This is a genomic window from Ruegeria sp. AD11(2025) (genome assembly GCF_056542405.1).
In genome coordinates this window covers 13793-39508 of sequence record NZ_JBQFZU010000004.1, presented here as the reverse complement: position 1 = coordinate 39508, position 25716 = coordinate 13793, and the positions used below count along the sequence as shown (strand labels likewise).

Genomic DNA, 25716 nt, shown 5'->3' with positions numbered 1-25716 from the left:
TTTACACTGAAACTCCAAAGGCTTGAATCTGATGCCGATTAAGATCCCCTCCGACCTTCCTGCTTTTGATGTCCTCACCAAAGAGGGCGTCTCGGTCATGGCCGAGGATCAGGCGATGCATCAGGATATTCGCCCTCTGCGGATCGGGTTGTTGAACCTGATGCCCAAGAAGATTCAGACCGAGAACCAGTTCGCGCGCCTGATCGGGGCGACTCCGCTGCAGATTGACCTGTCTTTGATCCGCATGACCGAACATCGCACCAAGAACACCGCCGCTGAGCATATGGCCGAGTTCTACCGCCCATTTCAGGAGGTCAAGAACGAGAAGTTTGATGGCCTGATCATCACCGGCGCGCCGATTGAGCATCTGGATTTCAACGACGTCACCTATTGGGACGAAATGCGCGAGGTTTTCGAATGGACACAGACAAACGTGCATTCGACCTTTGGCGTCTGCTGGGGCGGGATGGCGATGATCAATCATTTCCACGGCGTGCAGAAACATATGTTGGACGCAAAGGCCTTCGGCTGTTTCCGTCATTCGAACCTCAACCCGGCCTCGCCTTTCTTGCGCGGATTTTCAGATGACTGCGTGATCCCGGTCAGCCGCTGGACTGAGATGAAGCAAAACGAGATTGATGCCGCGAACGGCTTGGTGACCTTGCTGGGCAGTGATGATGTCGGGCCGTGCCTGGTCGAAGATCGGGCGCACCGGGCTATCTATATTTTCAACCATTTCGAGTACGACAGCGACACTCTGAAACAGGAGTATGACCGCGACGTTGCCAATGGCACCCCGATCAACGTGCCGATGAACTACTATCCGGACGACGATCCGACCCAAACGCCGCAAAACAGATGGCGCAGCCATGCGCATCTGCTTTATGGCAACTGGATCAGTGAGATTTACGGCACCACCCCCTACGACATCAGCCGGATCGGTGTCGATCAAACCGATCTGAGGGCCTGACCCCATGTTACGCGTCGGCGTCATGGTTCTGACCCTGATGGTCATGCTATGGGCCGTCGCAATCTGGCGCTCAGCCCGGAACGAGGCGCGCGCCGAGGCCGCCTTTCCCCCCGAAGGCCAGATTGTCGACGTCGATGGTGTGCCCGTCCATGCCGTTGTGATGGGCGAAGGGCCGGACGTGGTGCTGATTCACGGGTCCAGTGGCAACACGCGCGACATGACCTTTGCGCTGGCCCCGATACTGGCAGAAAACTACCGCGTGATCGTATTTGATCGCCCCGGATTAGGCTATAGTGCCGGTTTCAACCCAGACGGGGAAACCATAGAAGAACAGGCGGAAATCCTGCAAAAGGCCGCTGCCCTGCTTGGTGCCGAAAAACCCATCGTCGCAGGCCAAAGCTATGGTGGATCAGTGTCGCTCGCCTGGGCGGTGACACGGCCCGACAACATTTCGGCAATGGTTCTAATCGCGCCTGCGGCGATCCCGTGGGAGACGCCTCTGGACGGTTTCAACCAACTGGCATCCACCTCGGTCGGCAGCGCAGTAACTCTGCCTTTGATCACCGCTTTTGTACCCAGTTGGTACGTCGAAAAAGCGCTGGACGGCGTGTTCGCACCCCAGACGGCCCCTGCGGGCTATGCCGATCACTTCGGCCCAGGTCTGACCATGCGCCGCAATTCGATGCACACCAACGCCAAGCAGCGCGCCAATCTGTTGGATGAGGTCACCGCCCTGCGACCCCGATACGGCGAGATCGACGTTCCGACCGAGATTGTTCACGGCACCGCCGATGACACCGTTGGCCTCGAATGGCATTCACATCGTTTGATCGACGAAATCCCGGGGGCAGAACTGATCGAGCTGCCGGGCATCGGGCACATGCCGCAGGTCGTGGCTGCCCCCGAGGTTGCCGCTGCCATCGACCGCGCCGCACAACGTGCGGGTTTGCGTTAGGCCCACGGCTAATCCATAGTAGGATATGGCTTTTATGGCGAGGTAACACATGGCCCGTTCCGAAAAAGGTTCCATCGAAAAGTACTTCAAAAAGGATGCCCCGAAAGAGGTGCGTTCAGCCATTGAAAAGTCTGAAAAGGACGACATTCTGAACCCGACCTACCCTTACGACGAACGCATGAAGCGTAAGGAATACGAAAAAGAAATGGAAAAACTGCAGATTGAGCTAGTCAAAATGCAGTCCTGGATAAAAGAGACTGATAGACGTGTAGCCCTCATTTTCGAGGGCCGGGATGCGGCTGGCAAAGGCGGCACAATCAAGCGGTTCCGCGAAAACCTGAACCCGCGCGGCGCGCGCAACGTCGCGCTCAGCAAACCATCTGATACAGAGCGCAGCCAGTGGTACTTCCAGCGGTACATTCAGCATCTTCCATCAGCCGGTGAGATCGTGTTCTTCGACCGAAGCTGGTATAACCGCGGCGTCGTTGAAAACGTGTTTGGTTTCTGTACGGCAGAAGAGCGCGAACGGTTTTTTCGGCAGGTTCTGCCGCTGGAAACCGGGCTGGTCAATGACGGGATCACCTTGTTCAAGTTCTGGCTGAATGTCGGCCGTGCCGAGCAACTGAACCGGTTCCTATCTCGTGAAACGGACCCGCTGAAACAGTGGAAACTCAGCCCAATCGACGTAGCGGGCCTGAACAAATGGGACGAATACAGCGAGTCGATTTCGGAAACCCTGACCCGCAGCCATTCCGAGCATTGCCCGTGGACCATCGTTCGGTCCGACGACAAGAAACGCGCGCGGCTGGCGGCCATTCGCACTGTGCTGCATGCGTTGGACTATGATGAAAAGGACGAGGACGCAATTGGGCTGAATGATCCCAAAATCTGCGGCGGGCCGGAAATCTGGGATGCATGACCAAGAGTGGACGAAGGCCACAACGCGGATTATGTCATGTATTCCGAAAGCTTAAACAGCAAAGGCACCTGAAACGGGGATGACGAAACGCGGGTATCACCACGGGAACCTGAAACAGGCTCTGATCGAGGCTGCACTGTCTTTGATCGAGGAAAAAGGCCCAACTGGCTTTACCTTGTCCGAGGCTGCCAAAACCGCAGGGGTCACACCGGCTGCGGTCTATCGGCATTTCCACGGGCGCGAAGACCTGATCGCCGAGGCCGCCCGGCAGGGGTATGAGATGTTCGCGGACCTGATGCAGTACGCTTATGACAAAGGCCAGCCCTCGGCCCTGGCCGCGTTCGAGGCGACAGGCCGCGCCTACCTGGCCTTTGCACGCAAGCACCCGGGTCATTACATCGCCATGTTCGAAAGCGGCATTTCCATCAACCGCACGCCCGAACTGTCGCTGGCGGCGAACCGGGCAAAAGCGGTACTGGAAAAAGCAGCCTCGGATCTATCGCAGCACATTCCGCCCGAAAAACGCCCACCCGCGTCGATGTTCAGCGCCCATATCTGGGCCATGAGCCACGGCGTTGTCGAACTGTTCGCGCGCAACACTGGCGCTAGTTCCCCCTTCCCGCCCGAGGACTTGCTGGAATCTGGGATCGGTATCTATCTGCGTGGTCTGGGGCTTGTCCCGCAGGACGATTAATGGTCAGAAACGCGACAACGGCTGCGGCACGCTAAGGCCAGAGGTCACATTGATCAGATCCATTTCACCCATGCCCTTGATGTCCACACGCCCAATGTCCGAGACCTGAAACTCGTCGATCAGGGCGTATTTCATCTCTTCCGGAGCAACGATATTCATCGGGTTTGCAAAGACTTGCAGGCGCGCGGCAATGTTAACCGCCGGACCGAACACGTCATAGACGTATTTCTGTATTCCCACGACCGAGCCAACAGCAGCCCCCATTCCCAAACCGATCCGGGCCTGCCATTTATGCGGGTGGCTTTCGTTGCGCCGCTCGAGATACCGCAGGAACCGTACTGCACAATGCGCTACTGCAGTTGCATGGTCCGGCGTCGCATCGGGCATACCCGACACTGCAAGATAGGCGTCGCCAATGGTCTTGATCCGCTCGCACCCAAACTGTTCAACGATGCGGTCGAAGGCAGTGAAAATATCGTTCAGCTCGCTCAGTGTCACGGTCGGGTCGGTCTTGGCCGCAAAATCCGTGAAGCCTACGAAATCCAGCATCACCACCGACACCTGATCGTATAGCTGAGGCGTGACAACGCCGAAGGTCTTGAACTCTTCGTACACCGCGCGTGGCATCAGGTTCAGCAACAGACGTTCAACCCGCTCTTTTTCCCGCTCCAATTCACGCGTGTTGCGCTCGACCATGGTCGAGTAGCTGTCGATCATGCTTTCAAGCTCGCGGATGCGGGTGATGTTTTGACATTCGATGACCAAAACCTGTTCAGACAGGCCATTTGCCAGCGACACAGTCGTCGCGAAAATCAGCGTTCTGCGCTTTGGTTTGATCTGCAGTTCAACAGAATAGCGCAGACCGGATTGCTTTACGTCTTCCAATTCACGAACTTCAAGCGATGGAAGCACATCCAGCAGCGTCTGCCCTTCCTCTGGCTTGCCGAACCACTCCGCGAACGGCCCGTTGTGAAATACGAAACTGAGATCTGAGGCGCGAACGACCGCAACACCAACTCCGATCGCCCGAAGCAGCTGCTCATTGATGGCCAGAATACTCATGCGGCGTCACGCGCGACAATGATTGAACGTTTGGATTCAATGGCATTCAGGGCGATTTTGATATGGCTGTCTTCCATCCCGTGCATGGCCAGCGCTTCGCTAAACAGCTCAGCCATTTCGTCAAAATCCGCATGTGAGATATTGAGGTGCCGGTGAACCGCTTCGATCCGATCATCACTGAAAGATGCAGGCCCGCCCACCAAGGAAGACACGAATTTGGTTTGGTGGTCGATCAGACGTGGCATGTCGATGTCTTCGAAATGGCCGCCAATTTGATCGGATTCCAAGGCCATTTCGTAGAAAGTCATCACGATCCTGCTAATGGTTTTGAACCCGCCGTATTTTTCGTAAATAGTCTGCCCCACACCAAACACCCGAACGTTAACCACAAAAACACTGGAAGATTATATCAAATCGACAGTTTTGTTAACGCTTATGCGTTGCATGGCAGATATCAGGGGATTCAGAGCCTGATTATAAGTCACACGCTCAGGTCGTCAGCGCACGGAATGAACCCTACGAACCCGCCATCATCCAACAAACGGCGCTGACCGCCAGTGCGCCAGTACAATTTGCGCACCGCCGCCTGCAGTTCGCGCCGAACGCGGAACCACAATGGCCCCTTGTCCAAACCGCTGTTGGTTTTCTGGTCCTGCGACCGCTCACTGACCTTGACGGCTTCGGCGGTCTGTTCCTGTTGTTTCGACCAGATCACCTGAACTCCTATCGCCGGAAAGCACTGATACATGCGCCAATCCGGACGCGGGATCGAGATGAAGTCGTCCAAGTGATCGGAATACTGCTCCGACCACGACAACAGCTTTCTACAGGCCGCCTGCGTCACGATATAGGCGGCCGCGCTAGGGGCCATTTCCAGCATTGGTCTGACCGGGACGTCTGCAATCCTCTGCAATACTCCGAACCGCATGGACCGCGGCGAGTAATCCAGCTTGATTAGGTCAAACCCGCTTCCACCATCCAACAGTGCAGCTATGACCGCCCCAGCCTGCGCGGACATTTCAACGTCATCCTCAAAGACAGCCACCGCCTTCAGTCCCTGATCCACAGCGGCCTGCCACACGGCACGGTGACTTTCGAAACAGGCAATTTCGCTTTGCTTCAGTCCCCAGCGACTGCCGGTTCCGGGGACATAGCCATTGTCCTCAAGTGCGCCGGGTTTCTGCGCGTCCAATGCGCTGAACCGTTGGGCACCGACCAAACCTGTGTGGGCGAACTGAGCTTCCATGAAGCTGGCCCGTTCCGGCACCCGGTCGAGGTTAATAAAACAGACACCCGTATCCGATGGCAGTTCGAATTGTCCCACGGCATATCCTTTCCGATAGTGTCGCCAGATACACACCTCAGAACCGGACAATCAACCCCACCATGGGCACTGAAAAAAGGAAGGGTCGGTGACCCTTCCGTGCAATGCGATCAGGCACTGATCGTGTTGTGTTCCGGGCCATACGGGAAACCGGTGATATTCTCGGCGCCGGTTTCCTCGACAACCAGAATGTCATGCTCGCGATAACCGCCTGCGCCTTTCTGGCCTTCGGGAATCCACAGCATCGGCTCGATTGAGACGACCATGCCCGGCTCCAGCACCGTGTCGATATCCTCGCGCAGCTCCAGCCCGGCTTCGCGGCCGTAGTAGTGGCTGAGGATCCCGAACGAATGGCCGTAACCAAAAGAACGGTACTGCAGCAGCTCTTCATCCGCAAAGAAGCGGTTGATCTCGGCCGTAATACCCGAGCAGGTCGCGCCGGGTTTGATCAGGCTCAGGCCCAGTTCATGCGCGGCGACGTTGGCCTTCCAGATACGCAGGCTTTCCGCATCTGGTTCTCCGAGGAACAGGGTGCGCTCCAAAGCGGTGTAATAGCCTGAGATCATGGGAAAAGTGTTCAGTGACAGGATATCGCCTTTTTGCAGCGCACGTTTGGTAACCGGGTTATGCGCGCCATCGGTGTTCAGGCCGGACTGGAACCAGACCCAGGTATCACGGTATTCCGCATCCGGATAGGCACGCGCGATTTCGGCCTCCATCGCGTCGCGTCCGGCCATGGCAATCTCGATCTCGGTCGCGCCTTCATGAATAGCGGCGTGAATGGCTGCGCCGCCAACATCCGCAGTGCGCGCGCCGCCCTTGATCAACTCGATCTCTTCCGCAGATTTCACCATCCGAGCAGCCATCGTGTCCGGAGCAATATCCACCAGATCCGGCCCGCCCAACATGTCCAGCGCCGTATCCCGCATGGCCAGCGTCATGTGATCACCTTCGATGCCGATCCGACGGGCCGAGCCAATCAGACTAGCCACTGCGCGCCAGTAGTTGTTCCGCTTCCAGTCGGTATAGATCACGTTTTCCTCGACCGAGCGCCGCCACGGCTGGCCCGCATCGATATTCGCCGATACCGTGGTGCAGCTGTCCTGCGTTACAACGCAGCCATACGGACGGCCGAACGCGCAATACAGAAAGCCCGAGTAGTAAGCAATGTTGTGCATCGACGTCAGCAGCACTGCCGGGATATCACGCGCCGCCATCGTCGCGCGCAGACTGGCCAAACGCCGGGCGTATTCCGCTTTGCTGAAGGGCAACGGAGCCTTGTCGCCATTGTGACTGGTGAAGAACTCGGGGCGATTTTGCAATTCAGTCATTTGGTCTCTCCTCAATGCCGGACAGGCACCGCCCGGCCACAAGCCCCGGCGTTCAGGACAAGCGGCCTCGGGAACCGAGAGCCATGCACCCCGCCCTACGTCACGACGCCATCGTGACCGGGGTGCATGGTGAAATCGCTAAATCAGCTTTCGAGTCGCGTCAAGCCGGGCTGAGGCCCCGCAGGCGTTCGGAGCGCCGCCGCAGCAGTTCAACCGTGGTCAGCAGCGCAATCGAGATCACCACAAGGATCGTCGCCACCGCCAGAATGGTCGGGCTGATCTGTTCCCGCAGGCCAGTGAACATCTGCCACGGCAGCGTTTTTTGACTGGCCGAACCAACAAACAGCACCACCACAACCTCGTCGAACGAGGTGATGAAAGCGAACAACCCGCCGGAGATCACACCCGGCAGGATCAGCGGCATCTGGATCTTGAAGAAGGTCCGCACCGGCCCTGCCCCCATATTCGCGGCTGCCCGCGTCAATGACTGATCGAAACCGACCAAAGTAGCCGTCACCGTGATGATCACGAAAGGAATGCCCAGAACCGCGTGGGCAAGGATGACCTTCACATAGCCTACAAAGTTTTTGTCCATGCCCAGCGTGCCCTCAAGGAAGCGCCCGATGTCGCTGTAGAAGAAGAACATCCCTGTCGCCGAGATGATCAGCGGCACGATCATCGGTGAAATCAGGATGCCCATAATGGCCCGGCGCCCCGGCACGTGGCTCTGACTGAGGCCGATGGCCGCCAATGTCCCTAGAGACACCGAAATGATCGTCGCAATCGGCGCAATGATCAGCGAGTTCTTGAAGCTGCGCTGCCATTCATTGTTGGTGAAGAAATCGCGGTAGTGCTTCAGCGAATATCCTTCGGGGTCCAACCGCAGCATCTCGGGCGTAAAGGTAAAGAAGTCCTCAGCGTTGAATGACAGCGGCAGAACCACAAGGATCGGTGTGATCAGGAAAACAAAGATGGCGCCGCAAATCACGCGAAACAGGTAATGCTCGAACACCTGCCGACCTGTCAGATAAGGCAACAGCTTTTGCCGATAGCGGCCCTCGTACAGCCAGAAGATGAAGAAGGCAAAGAACCAGCCGACCAGCAGCCCGGCGATCAAACCGGTGATCCCGGCAAAGAAGAACCCGATGGCGGCAAGTCCCAGAACGGTGATCCAGCGCGCAACTCGTTCATTGTCGAGCACGGTGATATAGACCCAGGCCAGCGCCGCCATCAGCGCGGCGCCGATCAGGATGCCCAGGAGGACATTGCCCTGCCCGGCGCCGACGAACATGCCGACAAAACCTCCGGCAATGGCGACAGCCGGCAGAACGACCGACAAGGGCTTGCGGGATATAGGTGTAAGTGCTGCCATGATCTTTATCCCAACTTCACGTTATCGATGCCCACGATCTTGTCGTAGCACCAGTAGAGCAACAGAACGACCGCCAGCAGGATCGTCCCCAGCGCCGCAGCCAGACCCCAGTTCAGCGAGGACGAGATGTGATAGGCAATCCGGTTCGAGATGAAGACACCTTTGGTGCCGCCCACGATCTCGGGCGTGATGTAGTAGCCGATGGCCAGAATGAACACGAGGATCGACCCCGCGCCGATTCCCGGAATGGACTGCGGGAAGTAGATCCGCCAGAAGGTTGTCCAGTTGGTCGCGCCCATCGACTTGGCCGCGCGGGTGTAGGATGGCGGGATCGTCTGCATCACCGAATACATCGGCAGGATCATGAACGGCAGCAGAATGTGGGTCATTGCGATGATCGTGCCGAACTGGTTGTTGATGATCACAAGTCGCGCATCATCAGCGACCAAACCCAGCCAGACCAGCGTTTCGTTGATCACGCCCTGCTGTTGCAACATGACCTTCCACGCAGAGGTTCGCACCAGCAGCGAGGTCCAGAAGGGAAGCAACACGAGGATCATCAACATGTTGGACACCCGCATCGGAAGTGTCGCCAGCAGGTACGAGACCGGGTATGCCAACAGAATGCAGGACCCGGTAATAATCAGCGACATGAACAACGTGCGCCCGAACAGCTTGATCAGGATTTGTTTGTCCTCGGGTTGCGATTGGGCGCCTTCGGGCGTGCGACGCATATCGATTGCGTTCAGGAAATAGCCATTGGTGATTGGCACCGCATGGGTCTTGATCGTGCGCCAGGTTTCCACATCACCCCAACCGTCGTGAATCTCAATCAGCTTTTCCTTGAAAGGAGCATCAGCTTCGGGGTCCAGACGTTTGATATTACGTCCTGATTTACGAAACATCGAAGACATGCCTGTCTGTTCATAGTTCAGACGCGTGCCGAGTCTGGTATGCGTTTTCTCCTCAACAGCTGCGACCATGTCCTTGGTAAAGGCGGCGTAAAGGGCTTCGTCGGGCAGCTCTCCGCTTTCAGCATCCCAGTTCTTCAGCTCAACCACAGTCAGCGGGAGCGTTTCAGCGACGATACCGTTTTCAACCGACCGAAACAACATCGACACAATCGGGATCACAAACGAGAGTAACACAAACAACAGCAGGGGCGCGACAAGGGCCAGCGCCCGAAGTTTGCGGCGGCGAAGGGATCGCGCCAGTGATTTCTTAAGTGGCGTGCCATCGGCGGCCAGCATCGGACCGGATTGAGTAGCGTCAGTCATCTGCGTCCCTTGGTCTTTGGTGGGTCGGGGCCATTGGCGGCCCCGACCTTGCGTTTAAAGACAGGCTTATTGTGCCAGCCATGCCTGGAATTTTGCGTCGATATCGTCGCGGTAGTCAGCCCAGAACTCGTAGTTGTACAGGAACGTGTTCTTGGCATTCTCCGGATCGGTCGGCATGTGCGGCGCCATGTCGATACCCAGTTCGGCGTGTTGGCCAACCAAAGGTGCCGACGAGGCACGGGCCGGACCATACGAGATGTACTTGGCCTGATCCGCCAGACGCTGCGTGTCGGTCGCGAACATGATGTAGTCCAGCGCACGCTGCTGACGCTCTTCGCTCAGACCTGCCGGGATGATCCAGCCGTCCAGATCAAACACCTGCGCGTCCCACAACATGGCGACGGGCTGCTTTTGCTCTTCGATCACGCTGAACAGGCGGCCATTATAAGTCGACCCCATGATAACCTCACCGTCGGCCAGCAGCTGCGGCGTGTCGGCACCAGCAGACCACCAGACAACACTGTCTTTGATAGTGCCCAGCTTGGCCAGCGCCTGATCCTGCCCTTCCGGGGTCGCAAGAACATCGTAGACGTCGTCCTTGGCTACGCCATCACACAGCAGCGCCCATTCCATGTTGTTGATTGGACGTTTTTCAAGCGAACGCTTGCCGGGATAGGTTTCCAGATCAAATACAGCGCAGATATCGGTGGGTGGGGTGTCGCCAACCAGATCGGTGCGATAGCCGAATGCAGTCGAATAAACGATCTGCGGGATGAAGCAGTCACTGACCAGCAGGTCGCCGAAATCTTCAGAGGCCGGTGTTCCATCCGGCGCCGGGGCCAGTTGGGTGTCGAAATCGATCTCAAGCGCCAGACCTTCGTCGCACAGGCGGATCGCGTCCGAGGCCACAACGTCAACCACATCCCAGGTGATGTTGCCCGCTTCGTTCATCGCGCGCAGTTTGGCGACCGCTTCATTCGAGCTGTCGTCATTCAAAATGGTAATGCCGGTCTTTTCCGAATAGGGTTCGTGATAGGCTTTGAGCTGCGATTTGGAGTATGCGCCGCCCCACGACACGATCGTCATCTCTTCGGCCATCGCGCCACCGGCAACTGCGGCAACTACACCCGCCAAAAGAGTGGTTTTGGTAACTTTCATTGTTAACTCCCTGTTTTACCCGTTAATTTTAACTTTGAAGACCGGATCACGGGGCAACCCGATCAACTGATGTCCCGCGCACCCGGGCGGATCACACGGGGATTTTCTGTATCAGGCGTCAAGCGCGCGGCAGTCCTGGGCCAGCCAGCCGATCTCGACCTCTTGACCTGGACGCAACTTGACCGCATCCGGCGCGTTCCGGGTCTTGATGATGAAATCATCGTTTCCGGCCACGGACAGGCGGAAGCGGAACACGTCGCCCATATAGATGAACTCTTTTACCGTAGCCTTCAGCGTATGCGCATCGGCGTGCAGACGGTCCTTGTTGAACTCAACGCGTTCGGGGCGGATCGAAACTTTAGTTTGTTCGCCCGCCTTGTGGACGTTCACGGGTTTGGCATCAATCTCGGAACCGTCATCAAGAGCCACCACACATGAATCGCCGTCAATCGACTTAACAACACCTTCCAATGTGTTGTTTTCACCAATGAATTGCGCGACGAAACTGTTTTCGGGCTCTTCATACAGAAGGTCCGGCGGCGCCAATTGCTGAATGCGGCCGTCGTCGAATACCGCAACCCTGTCCGACATAGTCAACGCCTCGGTCTGATCGTGGGTCACGTAAACGGTAGTGATCCCCAGTTCGTGCGCCAGACGAGTGATTTCGAACTGCATATGTTCGCGCAGTTGTTTGTCCAGCGCGCCTAGCGGTTCGTCCATCAGAACCAGTTCGGGTTCGAACACTAGCGCCCGCGCCAGCGCGATCCGCTGTTGCTGACCCCCGGACAATTGCGCTGGACGACGGCTACCAAAGGCCCCCATCTGCACCATATCCAGCGCCCGCTTTACCTTTTCCTCGCGCTGATCCTTGCCCATTTTCCGTACTTCCAGCGGAAAGGACAGGTTTTCGGCCACGGTCATATGCGGGAAAAGGGCGTAGTTCTGGAACACCATTCCAATACCACGCTTATGCGGAGGGATGTTATTGATTGGACGCCCATCCAACATGATTTCACCATGAGTGGCGGTTTCGAACCCGGCCAACATCATCAGGCAGGTTGTCTTACCGGACCCCGATGGGCCCAGCATTGTCAGAAACTCACCTTTTGGCATTGAGAGGTTTAGATCTTTTACAACGAGTATTTCGCCATCATAAGACTTTTGGACACGCTGAAACTCGACGAACGCTGCGTCATTGGACATATACCGACTTGGCTCCCTGTGTGGTCTGTTGTTTGCCCGGTTTATCCGGATCTCAAAGACCTATTGCCCTCATTAAAGGACATGCGAGACGCGGCACGCAACCAAAATGTGACAAAGGTCAGACATTTTCGATTGTGCCTGCATTACCATTTAGCGGAATTCAGTTCCCGCATGTGCCATGCAAGGCTTTGATTGCTGGACAAAACCGGCTTTTTCAAACGGCTTTCGATTTCTGGAATTGCATCAAAAGTTCTTAAATTCGTACAGCTTATGAAAACAGCTTCAACCGCTGGATCGGCCCCAAGTCTCAGCGCTGCATCAACCACTGAACGCTGTGAAATGCGTACAACTTTTGATTCTTCCGCCTCTCCGAACGAGCCGAAAACATCCATTGATACCCCATTTTCAGCAAAAGCCTGCCGCAGCGGTTCGTTCACTTCTTCGATATAAGGCGACAGTAACGCAAACTTCGAGACCCCAAAATGCGCCGCACAGGCGGACGCTGCGCGCAGAGGGTTCGTGACCTCCGCCACGTTGCAGGATTTCCGGATCATCCGTTCAATCCGGTCGGATCCGATAACCGAACTGGCCGACGTACATCCGTACCCAACCACCTTGTAGAGGTGGATCTTGGGCAGAAGGTCCGCTGCGGCAGGCAGGGTATTCTCCATTTCCGCCAGCGTATCTTTCGTCACCTCTGCCCTGCTGGGAATACCCGAGACATAGGTCGGTGCGCGCCGGTTCGGCGAAATAGGCGTAAGACTCGGGCTCGATCGTTTCGTCGGTTTGCAACACGATCAGCCCCATCGGCGTGGCGTCGGGATCGTCTTTGTCCAACGTGTTGGGTAAAAAGCTCATATCTCGGGCAACTCCGGACCGACTCTGGGGCTGGCGAAGCACGGCGCCCCTTCGGTGATGACTATATTTTCTTCGTGAACGAGGATTTTGCCGCCTACCGCTATGCCGGGTTCCAGCGTCAGAATCATTCCCGGCTCCAGTACAGTATGATCGGTAGGGACCAGAGACGGTCATTCCGTCAACGACATCCCCATCCCATGCCCCAGTCGCCCTGCGCCAGTCTCACCCGAGGTGCGAGACAGAACCTTGTTCATGACGTGAAACAGCTCTGCCGCCTTTGCGCCGGGGCGCGCAGCATCAAATGCGGCGTCCGAGGCCTCTATCAGCGTCGCATAGGCATCGTGAACCTGCTGGCTGGCTGCTCCGACCGACCAGTAGCGGTCGAAGTCGCAGAAATATGCGTCCCAAACCAGCCCGGTATCCAGCATCAGAATATCACCGGGGCTCAGTGCGGTGGCGCGGGCCGGCGAGATCACGCCGGTATATCCACCCTGCTCTGTTCCGCCAGCAAGGTACGGCACCCAATCCGCGCCCTCGTCCAGACACAACATCTGAAACCGGCGAAAGACCTCATCCAACGCGACGCCGTCTCCGGCAATCTCGGGCACGCACCGAAAGGCTCGTCCGGCGATGGAGCAGGCGGTTTCGATATTGGTAATCTAAGCCGGGGATTTGACCATCCGAAGGTTGCGGTGAATACCCTCGTCACTGCTTAGACGGCGCGCACCCAGCACGTATGGTAACCGGCTCAGATCAGCCGAAGGCATACGGATATGCGTCTCGTGCCCATCCGGCAGGCCGATCACCGCATCCTCCGGACAAACCTCGCGCAGAGTATCAGTCAGCAGACTTACACCGTCGTCGTCCAGATCGGGCGCGCTCCAGGTACGGATGTCATCCACCCAAGTCTGCGCCATCAGTGCAGCCCCGATCAACGGGATGACGGCTATCGGCTTGCCCGAAACGGGAAGTATCAGGAACCAAGGGCGTGTCGGGCTTTCCCAGAAACGGGTCAGGTAGCCGGTGAAATAACGAACTTCGGGCTCGGTCGTCCGCAACAACGCCGAAAGACCCGCCTGCTCCATCCGACGCTGCGCGCGCTCTGTTCGCGCGAGCGGAGTTCGGACGACTCAAAGCCCCTCATTCGGCGATCTCGGACAGGAAGCACAAGACACGGGCATCGGGTCCGGTGCCCAGAGCCTCGCGCACTTGATCATTCATGACGGCGGCTACACCCGCCCCGCCTGACGCGGTGGTGGCTATACCGGCCGAGGCCATGGCCGGAAGATGTTCGGTCACTTGCTGATCCGACAAAGTCAGAAACCTGTCTGCATCGCGGGCCAACCCGTTCAGAGCAATCAACGACGGCTCCTTGCAATCGAGCCGTCCCATCACGCTGTCGGGGCCGTCGGCGAAAACGCAGGCACCGGCCTTGATACTGGCTTGTAACGCCGGGGCCGCTTCGGGTTCGACCACGATGATCTGCGGCGCATCCCCCCAGACGGTTCGCGCGTAGGCCGCAACCGCTCCAGCCATCCCACCAACACCGGCCTGCAGTATGATATGGGTCGGCACCTGAGGGCATTGTCGAACGGCCTCGGCCGCCATCTGCAAGTACCCCTCCATCAGAGTATGCGGCAGGTCGAAATACCCCTCCCACGAACTGTCGGAGAGCAGTATCCAGTTGTTGTCCTGCGCCGCTTTGCTGGCGGCGTTCATGCTGGCGGCGTAATCTGTGCCTTCCCGCACAACCTTTGCACCTTGTTCGCGCAGGCGATCTGCAAAACTCTCGGGCACGGTATCGGCGATATAGACCACTGCGTCAGCTCCGAACCTGCGCGCGCCCGAGGCCACGCTGAGCCCGTGATTGCCTGCGCTGGCCGTGACATAGGTGCGACCCGACAGCGTTGTGGCGTCGGGCGTCTCAGCAATCTCTGCCGCATGGCGCGCGATGACATAGGCGGCCCCCAATGCCTTGAACGACCCCAGCCCCATCCGTCCACGTTCATCTTTCACCCACAGGTTTGCCACATCCGCCAACCCGTGCACATCGGTTAAAGGGGTTTCGTCAGCCGACAGGCAACGCGTGATCAATTCCGAGGCGCGCGCCACATTCGTGGACGGAAACGGTGCGCCCTCGATCAGTTTCTGACCGGCGCGATACGGGTTGGATGTGATTTTCAACTGAGCGTCTTCCCTGTGTTGCCCATTGACGTGATCGGATTCGTCTAGTTCTGTCAACAAAACTCAGTCACCGAAGGAAGCAGCCCATGGCCCATGCCGATCCGGCCTTCAGCCAGGCCGAATACGACCGTCGGCTGTCAAAGACGCGCGCGGCCATGGCAAAGGCAGGGCTGGATGCGCTGTTTGTCGAGGACCCGTCGAACATGGCGTGGCTGACGGGGTATGAGGGCTGGTCCTTTTACGTACACCAGGGCGTGCTGGTCCTGCATGACCAAGACCCTATTTGGTGGGGCCGCAATCAGGATGCCAACGGCGCGCGGCGGACGGTCTGGATGTCAGATGAACGGATATACGGTTATGCGGACCACTACGTGCAATCGACTGTCCGACACCCGATGCAGGACCTCGCAGCGCTGATCCGAGCCTGCGGCCTGGGCTTGGGGCGGATCGGGGTTGAACTGGACAACTACTATTACTCGGCCAAAGCACATCTAACCTTGCTGGCGGAACTTCCACAGGCTGAGTTGGTCGATGCGAATGCGCTGGTAAATTGGCAAAGAGCTGTGAAATCCGGTGAAGAGATCGCTCTGATGCGCAAGGCTGCCCGCATCTCGGAACACGTAATCGACGGGGTGCTGGAGCGGGTCGAACCAGGACTACGCAAGAATGAGTTGGTCGCGCAGATTTACCATGATGCCATCTCGGGAGTTGGGAACGACTGGGGGGATTATGCTGCTATCGTACCTCTGTTGCCTTCGGGTCCGGATGCCGCAGCCCCGCATCTGACATGGGATGGCGCGCCCTTCAAACGCGGAGAGTGCACATTTTTCGAACTGTCCGGCTGTTACCGTCGCTATCACACACCGTTCTGCCGGTCAGTTTTTCTGGGCCAGCCGCCAGACCATTTGTTGCGGGCCGAGGCGGCGTTGGTCGAAGGTCTTGAGGCCGGTTTAGACGCTGCCCGCGCAGGCAACCAAGCGCGCGACATAGCCCTGGCACTTGCCGCACCACTAGAACGCGCCGGGATCGAACGAGGTGCACGCTGCGGCTATCCGGTGGGGCTCAGCTATCCGCCGGACTGGGGAGAGCGCACTATTTCCCTACGCCCCGAGGATGAGACCGTTCTGGAACCCGGCATGACCTTTCACTTCATGCCCGGCCTTTGGATGGACGATTGGGGCCTTGAGATTACAGAGACGATCCTGATCACCGAAACCGGACCTGCCGAATGTTTCTGCGATCGGTCCCGAAAATTATTCGTAAAACCATGACCCTGGACAGAACCACCGAAATCCTCGCCGACCTGATTGCCTTTGAAACGGTGTCCGCCGATAGCAACCTTGAGATCATTCGATATCTAACTGATCGGCTTGAGGCGCTCGGCGCTAGGTGCATCGAAACGCGGGATGCCACCGGGACCAAGGCCAACGTCTTCGCCACGCTGGGGCCCGACATGCAAGGCGGCATTCTGCTGTCCGGCCATACGGATGTGGTTCCCGTGGCCGATCAGGACTGGACCAAAGACCCGTTCCAGATGACTGAACGGGACGGTCGGCTGTATGGTCGCGGCACCTGCGACATGAAGGGGTTCATTGCTGCCGCGTTGGCCTTTGCCGAGACACTGGATCCCGGCAGGCTAACCCAACCGCTACACTTCGCATTCACCTATGATGAGGAGACCGGCTGTTTGGGCGCTCAAAACCTCGTCAATGACCTCTCTGAACGCGGCATTGTTCCAGACATTGCAATCATCGGCGAACCCACCGAGATGCGGGTGATCGAGGGGCACAAGGGGTGCTTCGAATACACCACCAGCTTTGTCGGCCTCGAAGGGCACAGCTCGGCCCCCGATGACGGTGTCAACGCTGCCGAATACGCGGCGCGCTATATCGGCAAGCTGCTGGAATTACGCCACATCCTGAAATCCCGCGCGCCAAAGGGCAGCCCGTTCGAGCCACCATGGACCACGGTCAACGTCGGTCGCATCTCGGGCGGCGTCGCCCATAACGTCATCGCCAGCAAGGCCGAAGTTGCGTGGGAAATGCGCCCGGTTCAATCCAGCGATGCAGAACTGGTGCGCAATACCCTGTCCGACTATGTGCAGCACACTCTCCTGCCGGAAATGCAGGCGGTTCACCCGGACACCGGCATCACGCAAGAGGCTGTGGCCGAGGTCGAAGGGTTGGAACCCATGGACGTCAACGCAGCCCGAGACCTTGTTGCTGAATTGACCGGCGCCAATGGCACAGGTGTCGTTGCCTTCGCTACCGAGGCCGGGTTGTTCCAGCAACTGGGTGTGCACGCAATTGTCTGCGGGCCGGGTTCGATCACACAGGCACACAAGGCCGATGAGTATGTCGAGATCGAACAGCTCGATCTGTGCTGCCGGATGTTGAACCGTTTGGGGCGTCGCCTAACGTCTTAACCCGTTCCATGTGTCCGGTCATAGGCGGATCGCGGCGGCTGAACATGCGCCGCGCGGGCGTCTTCATCCGGATCATAGACCTCCATCACCAATGGGTAACAGGCGGCGACGTCCGACGAATGCTCGGACGAACAATCGCCGCCGGGACAGGCCGAGAGCCCGACGATCAGGTCGATCTCGGCGTAGAATTCAAGATAATCCCCCGGACGCACCGGACTGGCCTTCATAAAGTATTGACCGGTATCGCGGGTAAAGCCGGTGCACATGAAGACATTGAGCACATCATGCACCAGCATCTCGGCCTCGTGCAGTGGCAGGTCACAATGACTGGCCAGCGCGCGTGTCAGGTTCGAATGGCAGCAATAGTGGTAGTCGTCGCCAGACAGCAACCGCCCGGTATAGGGATCGCAGCGCGTACCGATCACGTCATGGACCGAGCCGCCAAAGGCATCAAACCCGTACCAATCCAACGTGTCGTCAACTATGGTCGCCATGGGGCGCATGTTGGGAAAGCTTGACCACATGCGGTCTCCGGTCGATAGGTGCGTGCCATGCAGCGCCCGGGTTTTGCCGGAATAGAACCGCTCGGTCAGGTCGTGTTTGTTCCACATGTTCAGATCGCCGACCTGTGGACCATCGACCGACAACACCCGAACAAACGCCCCGGCGGGCACGTCGATGCAGGTGGCGTCCCGAGGGGTGGCGGTGGCTTCGGCAGTCTTGGATGCGCCCTTTCGCAGTTTGGCCAGTGTCGCCAAATCCGGCTGATCCAACGTTTCTGGCGGGTAGCAGATGACCGGAGGAATGGCTTTGCGCTCATCCGCGTCCACAGGTGCCTTGAAGTTCGGTTCTTCCAGTTTCATTAGCGCCCTCCCCTGCGTTTACACAGGCTTAGCGCATTATAAACGGGTTCGCCATCGGCTCTTGCGCGGTGCTGATCCAGGTGGTTTTGGTCCGGGTATAGTCGAGGATCGCCTCGACCCCGGCCTCTCGTCCATAACCCGACTGATTGAACCCACCAAAAGGCGCAATCGGAGAGATCGCGCGGTAGGTATTCACCCAGCAAATCCCCGCCCTGATCCGTTTCGACACCCGATGCGCCCTCGCCAGATTCTGCGTGAAGACGCCAGAACCCAACCCGTAAGGTGTACTGTTTGCCAACGCGATGGCCTCTTCCTCAGTGTCGAACGGCAGCAAAGACATGACCGGCCCGAACATCTCAACCTTAAGCGTTTCGTTCTCGGGTGAAGCGCATTGAACCAGTGTTGGTGTCATGTAATTCCCCGGACGATCCGCAGGCGCACCACCAAAGCGGATCACCGCGCCCTGACCCTGCACTGTGGCCAATGTGGCCTCGATCTTGCGCACCTGTGCGGCGGTACAGAGCGGACCGACATGCGTATCGGGTTGCAGCGGATCGCCCAGCCGAATGGCGCTGGCTTTCTGTTCGATCCGTTCAATCAACGGCTCCAGAATGGATCGATGCACCAACCCGCGCGTTCCCGCCACGCAGCTTTGACCGGACGCACCAAAGTTTCCGGCAATCAACCCGTTCGCCGCGCCATCCAGATCGGCGTCATCAAACACAAGAATCGGCGACTTGCCACCCAGTTCCAGCGAAGTGACCGCAAAGTTTTCAGCCGAGTTGCGCACCACATGCCGTGCGGTCTCTGGCCCACCGGTAAAGGCGATCCGGTCGATACCTGGATGGCGGGTCAGTGGAATCGCGCAATTCTCGGCGTCGCCGGTGATGACCGAGACGACACCGGGTGGGAACCCGGCCTGTTCGACCAACCGGGCAAACTCCAACATCGGCGCTGGCGCGATTTCCGAGGCTTTCAGAACCACCGAACACCCCGCCGCCAAGGCCGGGCCCAGCTTGGTGGCCGTCAGGAACATCTGTGCATTCCACGGAACGATGGCCGCAACAACGCCGATCGGTTCGCGCGTGGTGAAGACGTGCATGTCGGGCTTGTCGATGGGCAGAACTGTACCCTCCACCTTGTCCGCCAGCCCGGCAAAATATCTGTAGTAGTCAGACACATAGCCCGTCTGCGCCGAGGTTTCTGCCAGCAGCTTGCCGCTGTCGGTGGTCTCCAACTCTCCCAATCGTGCAGCGTTTTCCGCCACCAGATCGGCCAGACGATAGAGCAGCTTTCCCCGCGCGGTTTGAGTCATGTCGCGCCACGCCGGATCATCCAGAACCCGTCTGGCAGCAGCGACAGCGCGATTTACGTCGGCGGCCGAGGCGCAGGCAAATGTTGCCCACCCCTGTCCGGTCGCCGGGTTTTCGGATGTCATGACCTGAGCATCTGACCCCTCGGTCCATTCGCCATCAATGAACAGCTGAAAATGCGGAAGGTTTCCCATAGTGATCCTCACTGAAAGGCTGGCATGACATCGTCGATGAACCGCGCCAGAGAGGCGCGTTTGCGGTCGTTGGTCATGCCACTGTCAACCCAGAACGAAAACTCATCATAGCCCAGATCCTCGTAACGTTTGATCCGGTCAATCACCTGCTGCGCAGTCCCGACAGTCAGGTCTCGGCCCAGTTTCTCGGTAGTGTACATCGGATTTGCGTCCATTTCCTCGGGCGAGATCGGTTCGATCAGTCCTTGCTGAATGGGTCGCTTATTCAGGAACCACGCGCCGAAATAGTTATAGTAGCGCCGTAAATCCTCGACGCCCTGCGCAACATCTGCATCATCGTTGCCGACATAGGTATGATGCAAAAGCATGATCTTGGGGCGCGGCCCGGAATAGCTGTCGCAGGCATCATTGAAACGGCCTATCAACGTTTCGATCTCTTCCATCCCCTGCCACAACGGGGTGACCTGAATGTTAAAGCCGTTGTGAACGCCGAACTCGTGACTGTTGGGGTCACGCGCCGCGATCCAGATCGGTGGGCCACCGGCCTGCAGCGGTTTAGGGGCCGACGTCGTCGCAGGAAACGAATAATACTCGCCTTCATGCGCGCAATCCCCTTGCCAGATCTTCGGCAACAGAGGCGTGGACTCGCGCATTTTTTGCCCGGCCTCCCATGCGTCCATACCCGGCGCCAGCCGCTCGTATTCAAACGAATACGCCCCGCGCGCCACCCCCAACTCTATGCGACCTTTGGTGATCTGGTCCGCTGCCGCAGCCTCCCCGGCCAGTTTGATCGGGTGCCAGAACGGCGCGATCACTGTGCCGGTACCCAGCCGCACATTTTTGGTATGATGCGCAAGATCGACCAGAGGCAGGAACGGGTTGGGCGCAATGGTAAACTCCATTCCGTGATGTTCACCGGTCCAGATCGCACGCATGCCCCCTTCGTCGGCCATCTTCGCCAAACCCACAAATTCGTCGTAGAGCACATCATGAGGCTGGTCGGGCGTCAGACGCTCCATATGGGCAAACAGGGAAAACTCCATCATCCGGCTCCTTTAGCGAAAACTGTGAATGTCACCCCGTTCGGCGTCGCCAAGATACAAGGCGAAATCGCCGGTCTGGGCTTCACGCGCGAAGCGGGTCATCATGTGGTGAATGCCGGGGGTGGCATAGGTCAGGTTGGGAAGGTCTTTGACCGCAATCCAGCGGGTGTTTTCGGATAGCGCGGCCTGATCGGCAGATGCCAGAAAGTAAGTGTAGTGCAGCTTGGTGTCCGCATCGTTGAACGCGGAATAGACCTGATCGATCCGCGCGTGGATGCCCCGTTCGGCTAACCCTTGCGCCAGCCTGTTCCGCTGGCCTCCGGGTTCGGCCCCTTCGACCTGAACCGGACGAAAGCGGCCGTCGTGATGTTCCAGCAGCACTTTGTCCTTTGACGTTATGATGGCCCCGCACAGCGTCGGCACCTTCGAGTCCATTTCTCGTTCCAGTCCAAGACTGAAGTACGAGCCACACACGTAACCGAGGCCGTCACCCGCAACGTGCGAGAACTCAAGCACCCGGCCCATCAGGACGGTGTGGTCGCCCGCTGGGATTGCTTGGTGCGTTTCACAGCAGAACTGCGCCAGCGCCCCGTCGATCAGCGGCAGATCATGGGTACCATTCCGATGCGGTACCTTGGCGAACCGATCTCCCTTGTATCCCGCAAAGGTATTCGAGACCTCCTGCTGACCCTCGGCAAGAATGTTGGCTGCAAAATATCGACAGCCTGTAAAGACCTCGTAGCTGGACAGGAACTTCCCCGGACAGACCAGTAACAACGGCGGATCGAGAGACACGGAGGAAAAGGAATTCGCCGTGAATCCAACCGGGGTGCCGGCTGTGTCGCGTGTTGTCACCACCGTCACACCGGTCATGAAGCTGCCAAAGGCATCGCGCAGGGCGCGAGGATCAAGCATCGTCATGGCAAGCACTCCTGCAGAAAGCGCAACAGGATATCGTTGACCTCAGCCGCATGTGTCATCGGCATCATATGCGCCGCGTTTGGGATGATTTCCTCCTGACCCTGTGTTGCCAACTCAGCCATGTCGCGCGACATCCGAGGGGTTGAGTTAGGCTCATCCGCGCCAGTCACAAACAAGGCCGGGCAGGCAATTGCAGCCAGCTGCGCCTTGGTCGGACCATCGCTTTCGGCGAACACTGTGTAAGCGGCCTTGTAGGCGCGCGGATCAACCTCTTGCAGCCAGCGCGCGCAGGCGTCGCGCTCAGCCGATGCATCCTTGCCAAACCACCGTTGCAAAGTTGCCGTTGGATCATTCGGTTGTTGCTCATCCAGGGAATGCGCCCGCGACAGGACGGCCTGCCGAGCTGTTTCCGATCGCTGAAATATAGCGTTCAGGGCGGCAATACCTTTGAGATTCGGATTGCCCGAGGCTGCAATCTGGGTCGCAATCAATGCTCCCATCGAATGCCCGATTACCACGGCAGGTTCCTGTATCAACGCAGCAACTGGCGCGGTATAGCTGTCCAATCCTCTGACCGCCGCGAACGGGGTTTCGCCATGCCCGGGCATATCCGGACACAGCACGCGATACCCGGCAGAGACCAGCGGTCCGATCTGTCCGCCCCATGCCTCGGCCCGCAAACCGACGCCGTGCAGCAGAACCACCAGCGGCCCCGTGCCCAATTCTACCGCGGCCAGACCGTTGAACTCAGACCGAAGCCGGGTTGTCCACGTCATGACCCAGATCCTTCAAATCCTGATAGCGATCCCCGATCCGATGGTGAGGGCGCCCCGAGGTCGCGCCACCCAGCACTATCACGACCTCATCCGCGCGCGGGGCGTCTGGAATGGCGAATTGCAGCGTCAGGTAGTGAGACCGGCGACCGGCGTCATTCTTGTCCATCAGCGGCACCATGATCGGTGCATTTGCCGGACCCCTTGTATTGGTAAAGGACAGATAGGATTTCGCCGCCACCGCCTGGCGGAAGTGATTACCGAAATGCAGCGTATGGATCAGGCCCGAGGCGTGCTCGACTTCACCATCCAGCCCCACAACTGCGGCCTTGCCATAGGCTTCGATGGCATCACCGCTTCCCGCCAAGGTGATCATCCGGCGGGTCAGCTCTTCGCCCAGGATCGGGGCAAAGCTCAAAATCTCGGGCCGCAAATCTTCGACATAGCGGCCCGCCCAGGGGTTCGACACAACGGCGGCCACTGCGAACATGCGCCACGGACGCTCGGCCTTGCGAAACCCTTCGACCAGAACCTCTTCGTCATAGGTCACGATTTTCCGAATACTTGGCTTCACGAACGCCCCCTTTTCTGTCGTTGGCAAATTATCCACGCCCGAGGGCCGCTTTGACAAACGAAAGAACTTTGGTCTTAGGTATTAGTGACTCTAATATATAGGTTACCAATGTCGAAATCCCTGCCCCCTCTGACATGGTTCAGATCCTTCGAAGCCGCAGCCCGACGCCTGAGTTCGACCGCCGCGGCCGAGGAAATCGGGCTTACGCAATCCGCCGTCAGCCAGCAGATCCGATCACTGGAAACGCGGCTGGGGGTGGTGCTTTTCCACCGCCACGCGCGTGGGTTGTCCCTGACCGACGAAGGTCGCAAGCTGTTGCCACAGGTCGAAGCCGCGCTTGAGATGTTGCATTCCGCCGCCTCGCCTTATCTGGCCGAGGAACGGGCGCGGCATATTACCGTTGCGGCCTCGGTCAGTGTGCTAGAATGGGTGATATCCCCAGCCCTTCCGCGATTTCAGCAACAGAATCCCGATACCTCTGTGCGGTTCGTCAGTACGATCTGGCCTGATGAATTTGCCGCATCGCGCGCGGATGTCGAGATCCGGTTCGGCTCGGAAAAGCAGGTTGGCCGGGATGCAACGGCATTGTGGCCCAACCACCTGATTGCGGTGAAAGCACCGAAGCTTTTGGGCGGCTTGCAAGACTTGCCACTTATCGGAACTGTCGGCACTTCGGACAATTGGGGGTCTTGGGCCGAAGCGACCGGCCTGCAAGTTGGTGCCCCTGTGTTAAATGTCGATTCCTATGGGCTTGCGTTGCAACTGGCCACGACCGGCAATGGTGTTGCTCTGGTCAACGCCCTGATCGCCGACCACGCTCTGCACTCCGGTCAGGTGGTACTTGCATCCGAAGCCTCCGCCCCGGCCAGTGAAGGGTACTTTCTGGCGGTTCAGCGCCGCTCGCCCGAGGTTGATGCCTTTGCGCAGTGGTTTACCAAAATTCAGCGGAAAGAGACACGCAGCCAAGTCTGATTCAACCACGTTAATGTCGCATCTGAGGATATCCAAGCGCCGCGAAATAGTGAATTCTGGCGAAAAAGGTCCGATTCATGCGATATTCCGGCTTTCGAGTTATTAAAGAGGCGCTTACTGGCCACAAAGGGTGGAAACCGGTCTGGCGCGAGCCCGAACCCAAGGCGCATTACGACATCATCGTCATAGGTGGCGGTGGTCATGGGCTGGCGACGGCACACTACCTGTCCAAGGTCTATGGTCAGCGTAACGTTGCTGTTGTCGAAAAAGGTTGGATCGGCGGCGGCAATGTGGGGCGGAACACGACGATTGTGCGTTCGAACTATATGCTGGACGGGAATGAACCGTTCTACGAGTTCTCGATGAAGCTGTGGGAAGGTCTCGAACAGGACCTGAACTACAACGCAATGATGAGCCAGCGCGGGATCCTCAACCTGTTCCACACCGACGGACAGCGCGATGCCTATACAAGGCGCGGCAACGCGATGATCCTGAATGGGGCAGATGCCGAGTTGCTGGATGCCGACCAGGTGCGAAAGGAGCATCCCTACCTGAATTTTGACGATGCCCGCTTTCCGATCAAGGGCGGCCTGGTTCAGCGTCGCGCAGGAACTGCCCGCCACGATGCGGTGGCCTGGGGTTTTGCGCGGTCGGCTGACCTGCACGGCGTCGACATCATCCAAAATTGCGAGGTCACCGGTCTGCGAATCGAGAACGGAAAATGTCTGGGGGTCGAGACCACCAAGGGCTTCATCGGCGCGAACAAAGTGGGTTGCGCGGTTGCCGGCAGTTCCAGCCGCGTGATGGGAATGGCCGGGATACGCCTGCCCATCGAAAGCCACGTCCTGCAGGCCTTTGTTTCCGAGGGCCTGAAACCGGTCCTGCCCAGCGTCATCACCTTTGGAGCTGGGCATTTCTATGTCAGTCAATCCGACAAGGGCGGGTTGGTTTTTGGCGGCGATCTTGACGGCTATAACACCTACGCCCAACGCGGCAACCTGCCCGTGGTCGAGGATGTTTGTGAAGGCGGCATGGCCCTGATGCCAATGATCGGTCGCGCCCGTCTGCTGCGGATGTGGGGTGGTGTGATGGACATGTCTATGGACGGCTCGCCAATTATAGACCGCACCCCGGTCGAAGGGCTCTATTTCAACGGTGGATGGTGCTACGGCGGGTTCAAGGCGACCCCGGCCTCGGGCCATTGTTTCGCGCATCTTCTGGCCAAGGACGAGCCGCACCCGGTCGCCACCGCTTATCGCCTCGACCGGTTCCAAACGGGCCGAATGATCGACGAAAAAGGCGTGGGCAACCAGCCCAACCTGCATTGAGGG

26 protein-coding genes and 1 pseudogene are annotated in these 25716 nt (G+C 58.2%); 8 read left to right on the top strand and 19 right to left on the bottom strand.

Annotation, left to right across the window (positions count from 1 at the left end; translation table 11 throughout):
• Positions 1–31 precede the first annotated feature (31 nt).
• The 4 genes from metA (at position 32) to ACR1XY_RS05275 (ending at position 3538) form a co-directional block, all read left to right on the top strand.
• Positions 32–970: a homoserine O-acetyltransferase MetA gene (gene metA / locus ACR1XY_RS05290; RefSeq protein ID WP_480590659.1), complete on the top strand. Its 939-nt coding sequence runs from the start codon at positions 32–34 to the stop codon at positions 968–970.
• 4 nt (positions 971–974) lie between these two features.
• Positions 975–1925, top strand: a complete 951-nt coding sequence (locus tag ACR1XY_RS05285; protein ID WP_480590657.1) for an alpha/beta fold hydrolase — start codon at positions 975–977, stop codon at positions 1923–1925.
• Positions 1926–1974: 49 nt separating this feature from the next.
• Positions 1975–2844 carry a polyphosphate kinase 2 gene (ppk2, locus tag ACR1XY_RS05280; protein WP_480590655.1) on the top strand — a complete coding sequence of 290 codons (870 nt, stop codon included), beginning with the start codon at positions 1975–1977 and terminating at the stop codon, positions 2842–2844.
• Between the two features lie 79 nt (positions 2845–2923).
• Positions 2924–3538: a TetR/AcrR family transcriptional regulator gene (locus ACR1XY_RS05275; protein ID WP_480590653.1), complete on the top strand. Its 615-nt coding sequence runs from the start codon at positions 2924–2926 to the stop codon at positions 3536–3538.
• 3 nt (positions 3539–3541) lie between these two features.
• Here ACR1XY_RS05275 and ACR1XY_RS05270 read toward each other — a convergent pair whose 3' ends face one another.
• From ACR1XY_RS05270 to ACR1XY_RS05210, 13 genes and pseudogenes are all read right to left on the bottom strand, one after another.
• A complete protein-coding gene (locus ACR1XY_RS05270; RefSeq protein WP_480590651.1) occupies positions 3542–4600 on the bottom strand; it encodes an adenylate/guanylate cyclase domain-containing protein in 1059 nt (352 codons plus the stop codon).
• Entirely contained in the window at positions 4597–4965 is a 369-nt protein-coding gene (locus tag ACR1XY_RS05265) for a group I truncated hemoglobin (protein ID WP_480590649.1), read from the bottom strand. The genes ACR1XY_RS05270 and ACR1XY_RS05265 overlap by 4 nt, the downstream gene beginning before the upstream one ends.
• A 116-nt stretch (positions 4966–5081) precedes the next feature.
• Positions 5082–5924 (bottom strand): glycosyltransferase family 25 protein, encoded by an 843-nt coding sequence (locus tag ACR1XY_RS05260; protein ID WP_480590647.1) that lies wholly within the window; start codon positions 5922–5924, stop codon positions 5082–5084.
• Between the two features lie 110 nt (positions 5925–6034).
• Positions 6035–7255, bottom strand: a complete 1221-nt coding sequence (locus tag ACR1XY_RS05255) for an aminopeptidase P family protein (protein WP_480590645.1) — start codon at positions 7253–7255, stop codon at positions 6035–6037.
• A 160-nt stretch (positions 7256–7415) separates the two neighbouring features.
• On the bottom strand, positions 7416–8627 hold the full coding sequence (locus tag ACR1XY_RS05250; RefSeq protein WP_480590643.1) for an ABC transporter permease: 1212 nt from the start codon (positions 8625–8627) through the stop codon (positions 7416–7418).
• A 5-nt stretch (positions 8628–8632) separates the two neighbouring features.
• Positions 8633–9904 carry an ABC transporter permease gene (locus ACR1XY_RS05245; RefSeq protein WP_480590641.1) on the bottom strand — a complete coding sequence of 424 codons (1272 nt, stop codon included), beginning with the start codon at positions 9902–9904 and terminating at the stop codon, positions 8633–8635.
• A gap of 66 nt (positions 9905–9970) precedes the next feature.
• The gene (locus ACR1XY_RS05240) at positions 9971–11062 is read right to left on the bottom strand and encodes an extracellular solute-binding protein (RefSeq protein ID WP_480590639.1); all 1092 of its coding nucleotides are present in this window, start codon (positions 11060–11062) and stop codon (positions 9971–9973) included.
• A gap of 111 nt (positions 11063–11173) precedes the next feature.
• Positions 11174–12265: an ABC transporter ATP-binding protein gene (locus ACR1XY_RS05235; RefSeq protein ID WP_480590637.1), complete on the bottom strand. Its 1092-nt coding sequence runs from the start codon at positions 12263–12265 to the stop codon at positions 11174–11176.
• Positions 12266–12408: 143 nt separating this feature from the next.
• A complete protein-coding gene (locus ACR1XY_RS05230; RefSeq protein ID WP_480590635.1) occupies positions 12409–12819 on the bottom strand; it encodes an aspartate racemase/maleate isomerase family protein in 411 nt (136 codons plus the stop codon).
• A gap of 4 nt (positions 12820–12823) precedes the next feature.
• The gene (locus tag ACR1XY_RS05225) at positions 12824–13123 is read right to left on the bottom strand and encodes a hypothetical protein (RefSeq protein ID WP_480590633.1); all 300 of its coding nucleotides are present in this window, start codon (positions 13121–13123) and stop codon (positions 12824–12826) included.
• Positions 13120–13731: pseudogene (locus ACR1XY_RS05220) on the bottom strand (M24 family metallopeptidase). The gene ACR1XY_RS05225 and the pseudogene ACR1XY_RS05220 overlap by 4 nt, the downstream one beginning before the upstream one ends.
• 51 nt (positions 13732–13782) lie before the next feature.
• Positions 13783–14208: an aminopeptidase P family N-terminal domain-containing protein gene (locus ACR1XY_RS05215; RefSeq protein WP_480590630.1), complete on the bottom strand. Its 426-nt coding sequence runs from the start codon at positions 14206–14208 to the stop codon at positions 13783–13785.
• 55 nt (positions 14209–14263) lie between these two features.
• Positions 14264–15307: a pyridoxal-phosphate dependent enzyme gene (locus ACR1XY_RS05210; RefSeq protein ID WP_480591079.1), complete on the bottom strand. Its 1044-nt coding sequence runs from the start codon at positions 15305–15307 to the stop codon at positions 14264–14266.
• Between the two features lie 86 nt (positions 15308–15393).
• Here ACR1XY_RS05210 and ACR1XY_RS05205 point away from each other — a divergent pair, with 86 nt between their 5' ends.
• Entirely contained in the window at positions 15394–16578 is a 1185-nt protein-coding gene (locus tag ACR1XY_RS05205; protein WP_480590627.1) for a M24 family metallopeptidase, read from the top strand.
• The gene (argE, locus tag ACR1XY_RS05200; protein ID WP_480590624.1) at positions 16575–17732 is read left to right on the top strand and encodes an acetylornithine deacetylase; all 1158 of its coding nucleotides are present in this window, start codon (positions 16575–16577) and stop codon (positions 17730–17732) included. Before ACR1XY_RS05205 ends, argE begins: the two co-directional genes overlap by 4 nt.
• Here the strand turns inward: argE and ACR1XY_RS05195 are convergent.
• Genes ACR1XY_RS05195 through ACR1XY_RS05170 form a run of 6 tightly spaced genes read right to left on the bottom strand, consistent with a single transcriptional unit; the run spans position 17729 to position 23413 of the window.
• A complete protein-coding gene (locus ACR1XY_RS05195) occupies positions 17729–18595 on the bottom strand; it encodes an urea carboxylase-associated family protein (protein ID WP_480590621.1) in 867 nt (288 codons plus the stop codon). The genes argE and ACR1XY_RS05195 overlap by 4 nt on opposite strands.
• Before the next feature lie 28 nt (positions 18596–18623).
• Complete coding sequence (locus ACR1XY_RS05190) at positions 18624–20102, bottom strand: aldehyde dehydrogenase (RefSeq protein WP_480590618.1); 1479 nt, start codon at positions 20100–20102, stop codon at positions 18624–18626.
• An 8-nt stretch (positions 20103–20110) separates the two neighbouring features.
• A complete protein-coding gene (locus ACR1XY_RS05185) occupies positions 20111–21145 on the bottom strand; it encodes an LLM class flavin-dependent oxidoreductase (protein ID WP_480590615.1) in 1035 nt (344 codons plus the stop codon).
• Positions 21146–21157: 12 nt separating this feature from the next.
• Positions 21158–22066, bottom strand: coding sequence for a flavin reductase family protein (locus tag ACR1XY_RS05180; protein ID WP_480590612.1), 909 nt, complete (start codon positions 22064–22066; stop codon positions 21158–21160).
• Entirely contained in the window at positions 22063–22842 is a 780-nt protein-coding gene (locus tag ACR1XY_RS05175; RefSeq protein ID WP_480590609.1) for an alpha/beta fold hydrolase, read from the bottom strand. The genes ACR1XY_RS05180 and ACR1XY_RS05175 overlap by 4 nt, the downstream gene beginning before the upstream one ends.
• Positions 22814–23413: an amino acid synthesis family protein gene (locus ACR1XY_RS05170; RefSeq protein WP_480590606.1), complete on the bottom strand. Its 600-nt coding sequence runs from the start codon at positions 23411–23413 to the stop codon at positions 22814–22816. The genes ACR1XY_RS05175 and ACR1XY_RS05170 overlap by 29 nt, the downstream gene beginning before the upstream one ends.
• Positions 23414–23521: 108 nt before the next feature.
• On the opposite strand from ACR1XY_RS05170, the gene ACR1XY_RS05165 reads away from it, so the two are divergent.
• Positions 23522–24385 (top strand): LysR family transcriptional regulator, encoded by an 864-nt coding sequence (locus ACR1XY_RS05165; protein WP_480590603.1) that lies wholly within the window; start codon positions 23522–23524, stop codon positions 24383–24385.
• Between the two features lie 77 nt (positions 24386–24462).
• Positions 24463–25713 carry a sarcosine oxidase subunit beta family protein gene (locus ACR1XY_RS05160; RefSeq protein WP_480590600.1) on the top strand — a complete coding sequence of 417 codons (1251 nt, stop codon included), beginning with the start codon at positions 24463–24465 and terminating at the stop codon, positions 25711–25713.
• The last annotated feature ends 3 nt before the right edge of the window (positions 25714–25716 follow it).

Excerpts from the sequence above, each read along its gene's own strand:
- metA (WP_480590659.1), top strand. The coding sequence starts at position 32 with ATGCCGATTAAGATCCCCTCCGACCTTCCTGCTTTTGATGTCCTCACC.
- ACR1XY_RS05225 (WP_480590633.1), bottom strand. The coding sequence starts at position 13,123 with ATGAGCTTTTTACCCAACACGTTGGACAAAGACGATCCCGACGCCACG.
- ACR1XY_RS05240 (WP_480590639.1), bottom strand. The coding sequence starts at position 11,062 with ATGAAAGTTACCAAAACCACTCTTTTGGCGGGTGTAGTTGCCGCAGTT.
- ACR1XY_RS05230 (WP_480590635.1), bottom strand. The coding sequence starts at position 12,819 with ATGATCCGGAAATCCTGCAACGTGGCGGAGGTCACGAACCCTCTGCGC.
- ACR1XY_RS05180 (WP_480590612.1), bottom strand. The coding sequence starts at position 22,066 with ATGACGATGCTTGATCCTCGCGCCCTGCGCGATGCCTTTGGCAGCTTC.
- ACR1XY_RS05215 (WP_480590630.1), bottom strand. The coding sequence starts at position 14,208 with ATGGAGCAGGCGGGTCTTTCGGCGTTGTTGCGGACGACCGAGCCCGAA.
- ACR1XY_RS05255 (WP_480590645.1), bottom strand. The coding sequence starts at position 7,255 with ATGACTGAATTGCAAAATCGCCCCGAGTTCTTCACCAGTCACAATGGC.
- ACR1XY_RS05165 (WP_480590603.1), top strand. The coding sequence starts at position 23,522 with ATGTCGAAATCCCTGCCCCCTCTGACATGGTTCAGATCCTTCGAAGCC.
- ACR1XY_RS05205 (WP_480590627.1), top strand. The coding sequence starts at position 15,394 with ATGGCCCATGCCGATCCGGCCTTCAGCCAGGCCGAATACGACCGTCGG.
- ACR1XY_RS05270 (WP_480590651.1), bottom strand. The coding sequence starts at position 4,600 with ATGAGTATTCTGGCCATCAATGAGCAGCTGCTTCGGGCGATCGGAGTT.
- ACR1XY_RS05160 (WP_480590600.1), top strand. The coding sequence starts at position 24,463 with ATGCGATATTCCGGCTTTCGAGTTATTAAAGAGGCGCTTACTGGCCAC.
- ACR1XY_RS05175 (WP_480590609.1), bottom strand. The coding sequence starts at position 22,842 with ATGACGTGGACAACCCGGCTTCGGTCTGAGTTCAACGGTCTGGCCGCG.
- argE (WP_480590624.1), top strand. The coding sequence starts at position 16,575 with ATGACCCTGGACAGAACCACCGAAATCCTCGCCGACCTGATTGCCTTT.
- ACR1XY_RS05190 (WP_480590618.1), bottom strand. The coding sequence starts at position 20,102 with ATGGGAAACCTTCCGCATTTTCAGCTGTTCATTGATGGCGAATGGACC.
- ACR1XY_RS05285 (WP_480590657.1), top strand. The coding sequence starts at position 975 with ATGTTACGCGTCGGCGTCATGGTTCTGACCCTGATGGTCATGCTATGG.
- ACR1XY_RS05275 (WP_480590653.1), top strand. The coding sequence starts at position 2,924 with ATGACGAAACGCGGGTATCACCACGGGAACCTGAAACAGGCTCTGATC.
- ACR1XY_RS05245 (WP_480590641.1), bottom strand. The coding sequence starts at position 9,904 with ATGACTGACGCTACTCAATCCGGTCCGATGCTGGCCGCCGATGGCACG.
- ACR1XY_RS05235 (WP_480590637.1), bottom strand. The coding sequence starts at position 12,265 with ATGTCCAATGACGCAGCGTTCGTCGAGTTTCAGCGTGTCCAAAAGTCT.
- ppk2 (WP_480590655.1), top strand. The coding sequence starts at position 1,975 with ATGGCCCGTTCCGAAAAAGGTTCCATCGAAAAGTACTTCAAAAAGGAT.
- ACR1XY_RS05185 (WP_480590615.1), bottom strand. The coding sequence starts at position 21,145 with ATGGAGTTTTCCCTGTTTGCCCATATGGAGCGTCTGACGCCCGACCAG.
- ACR1XY_RS05250 (WP_480590643.1), bottom strand. The coding sequence starts at position 8,627 with ATGGCAGCACTTACACCTATATCCCGCAAGCCCTTGTCGGTCGTTCTG.
- ACR1XY_RS05195 (WP_480590621.1), bottom strand. The coding sequence starts at position 18,595 with ATGAAACTGGAAGAACCGAACTTCAAGGCACCTGTGGACGCGGATGAG.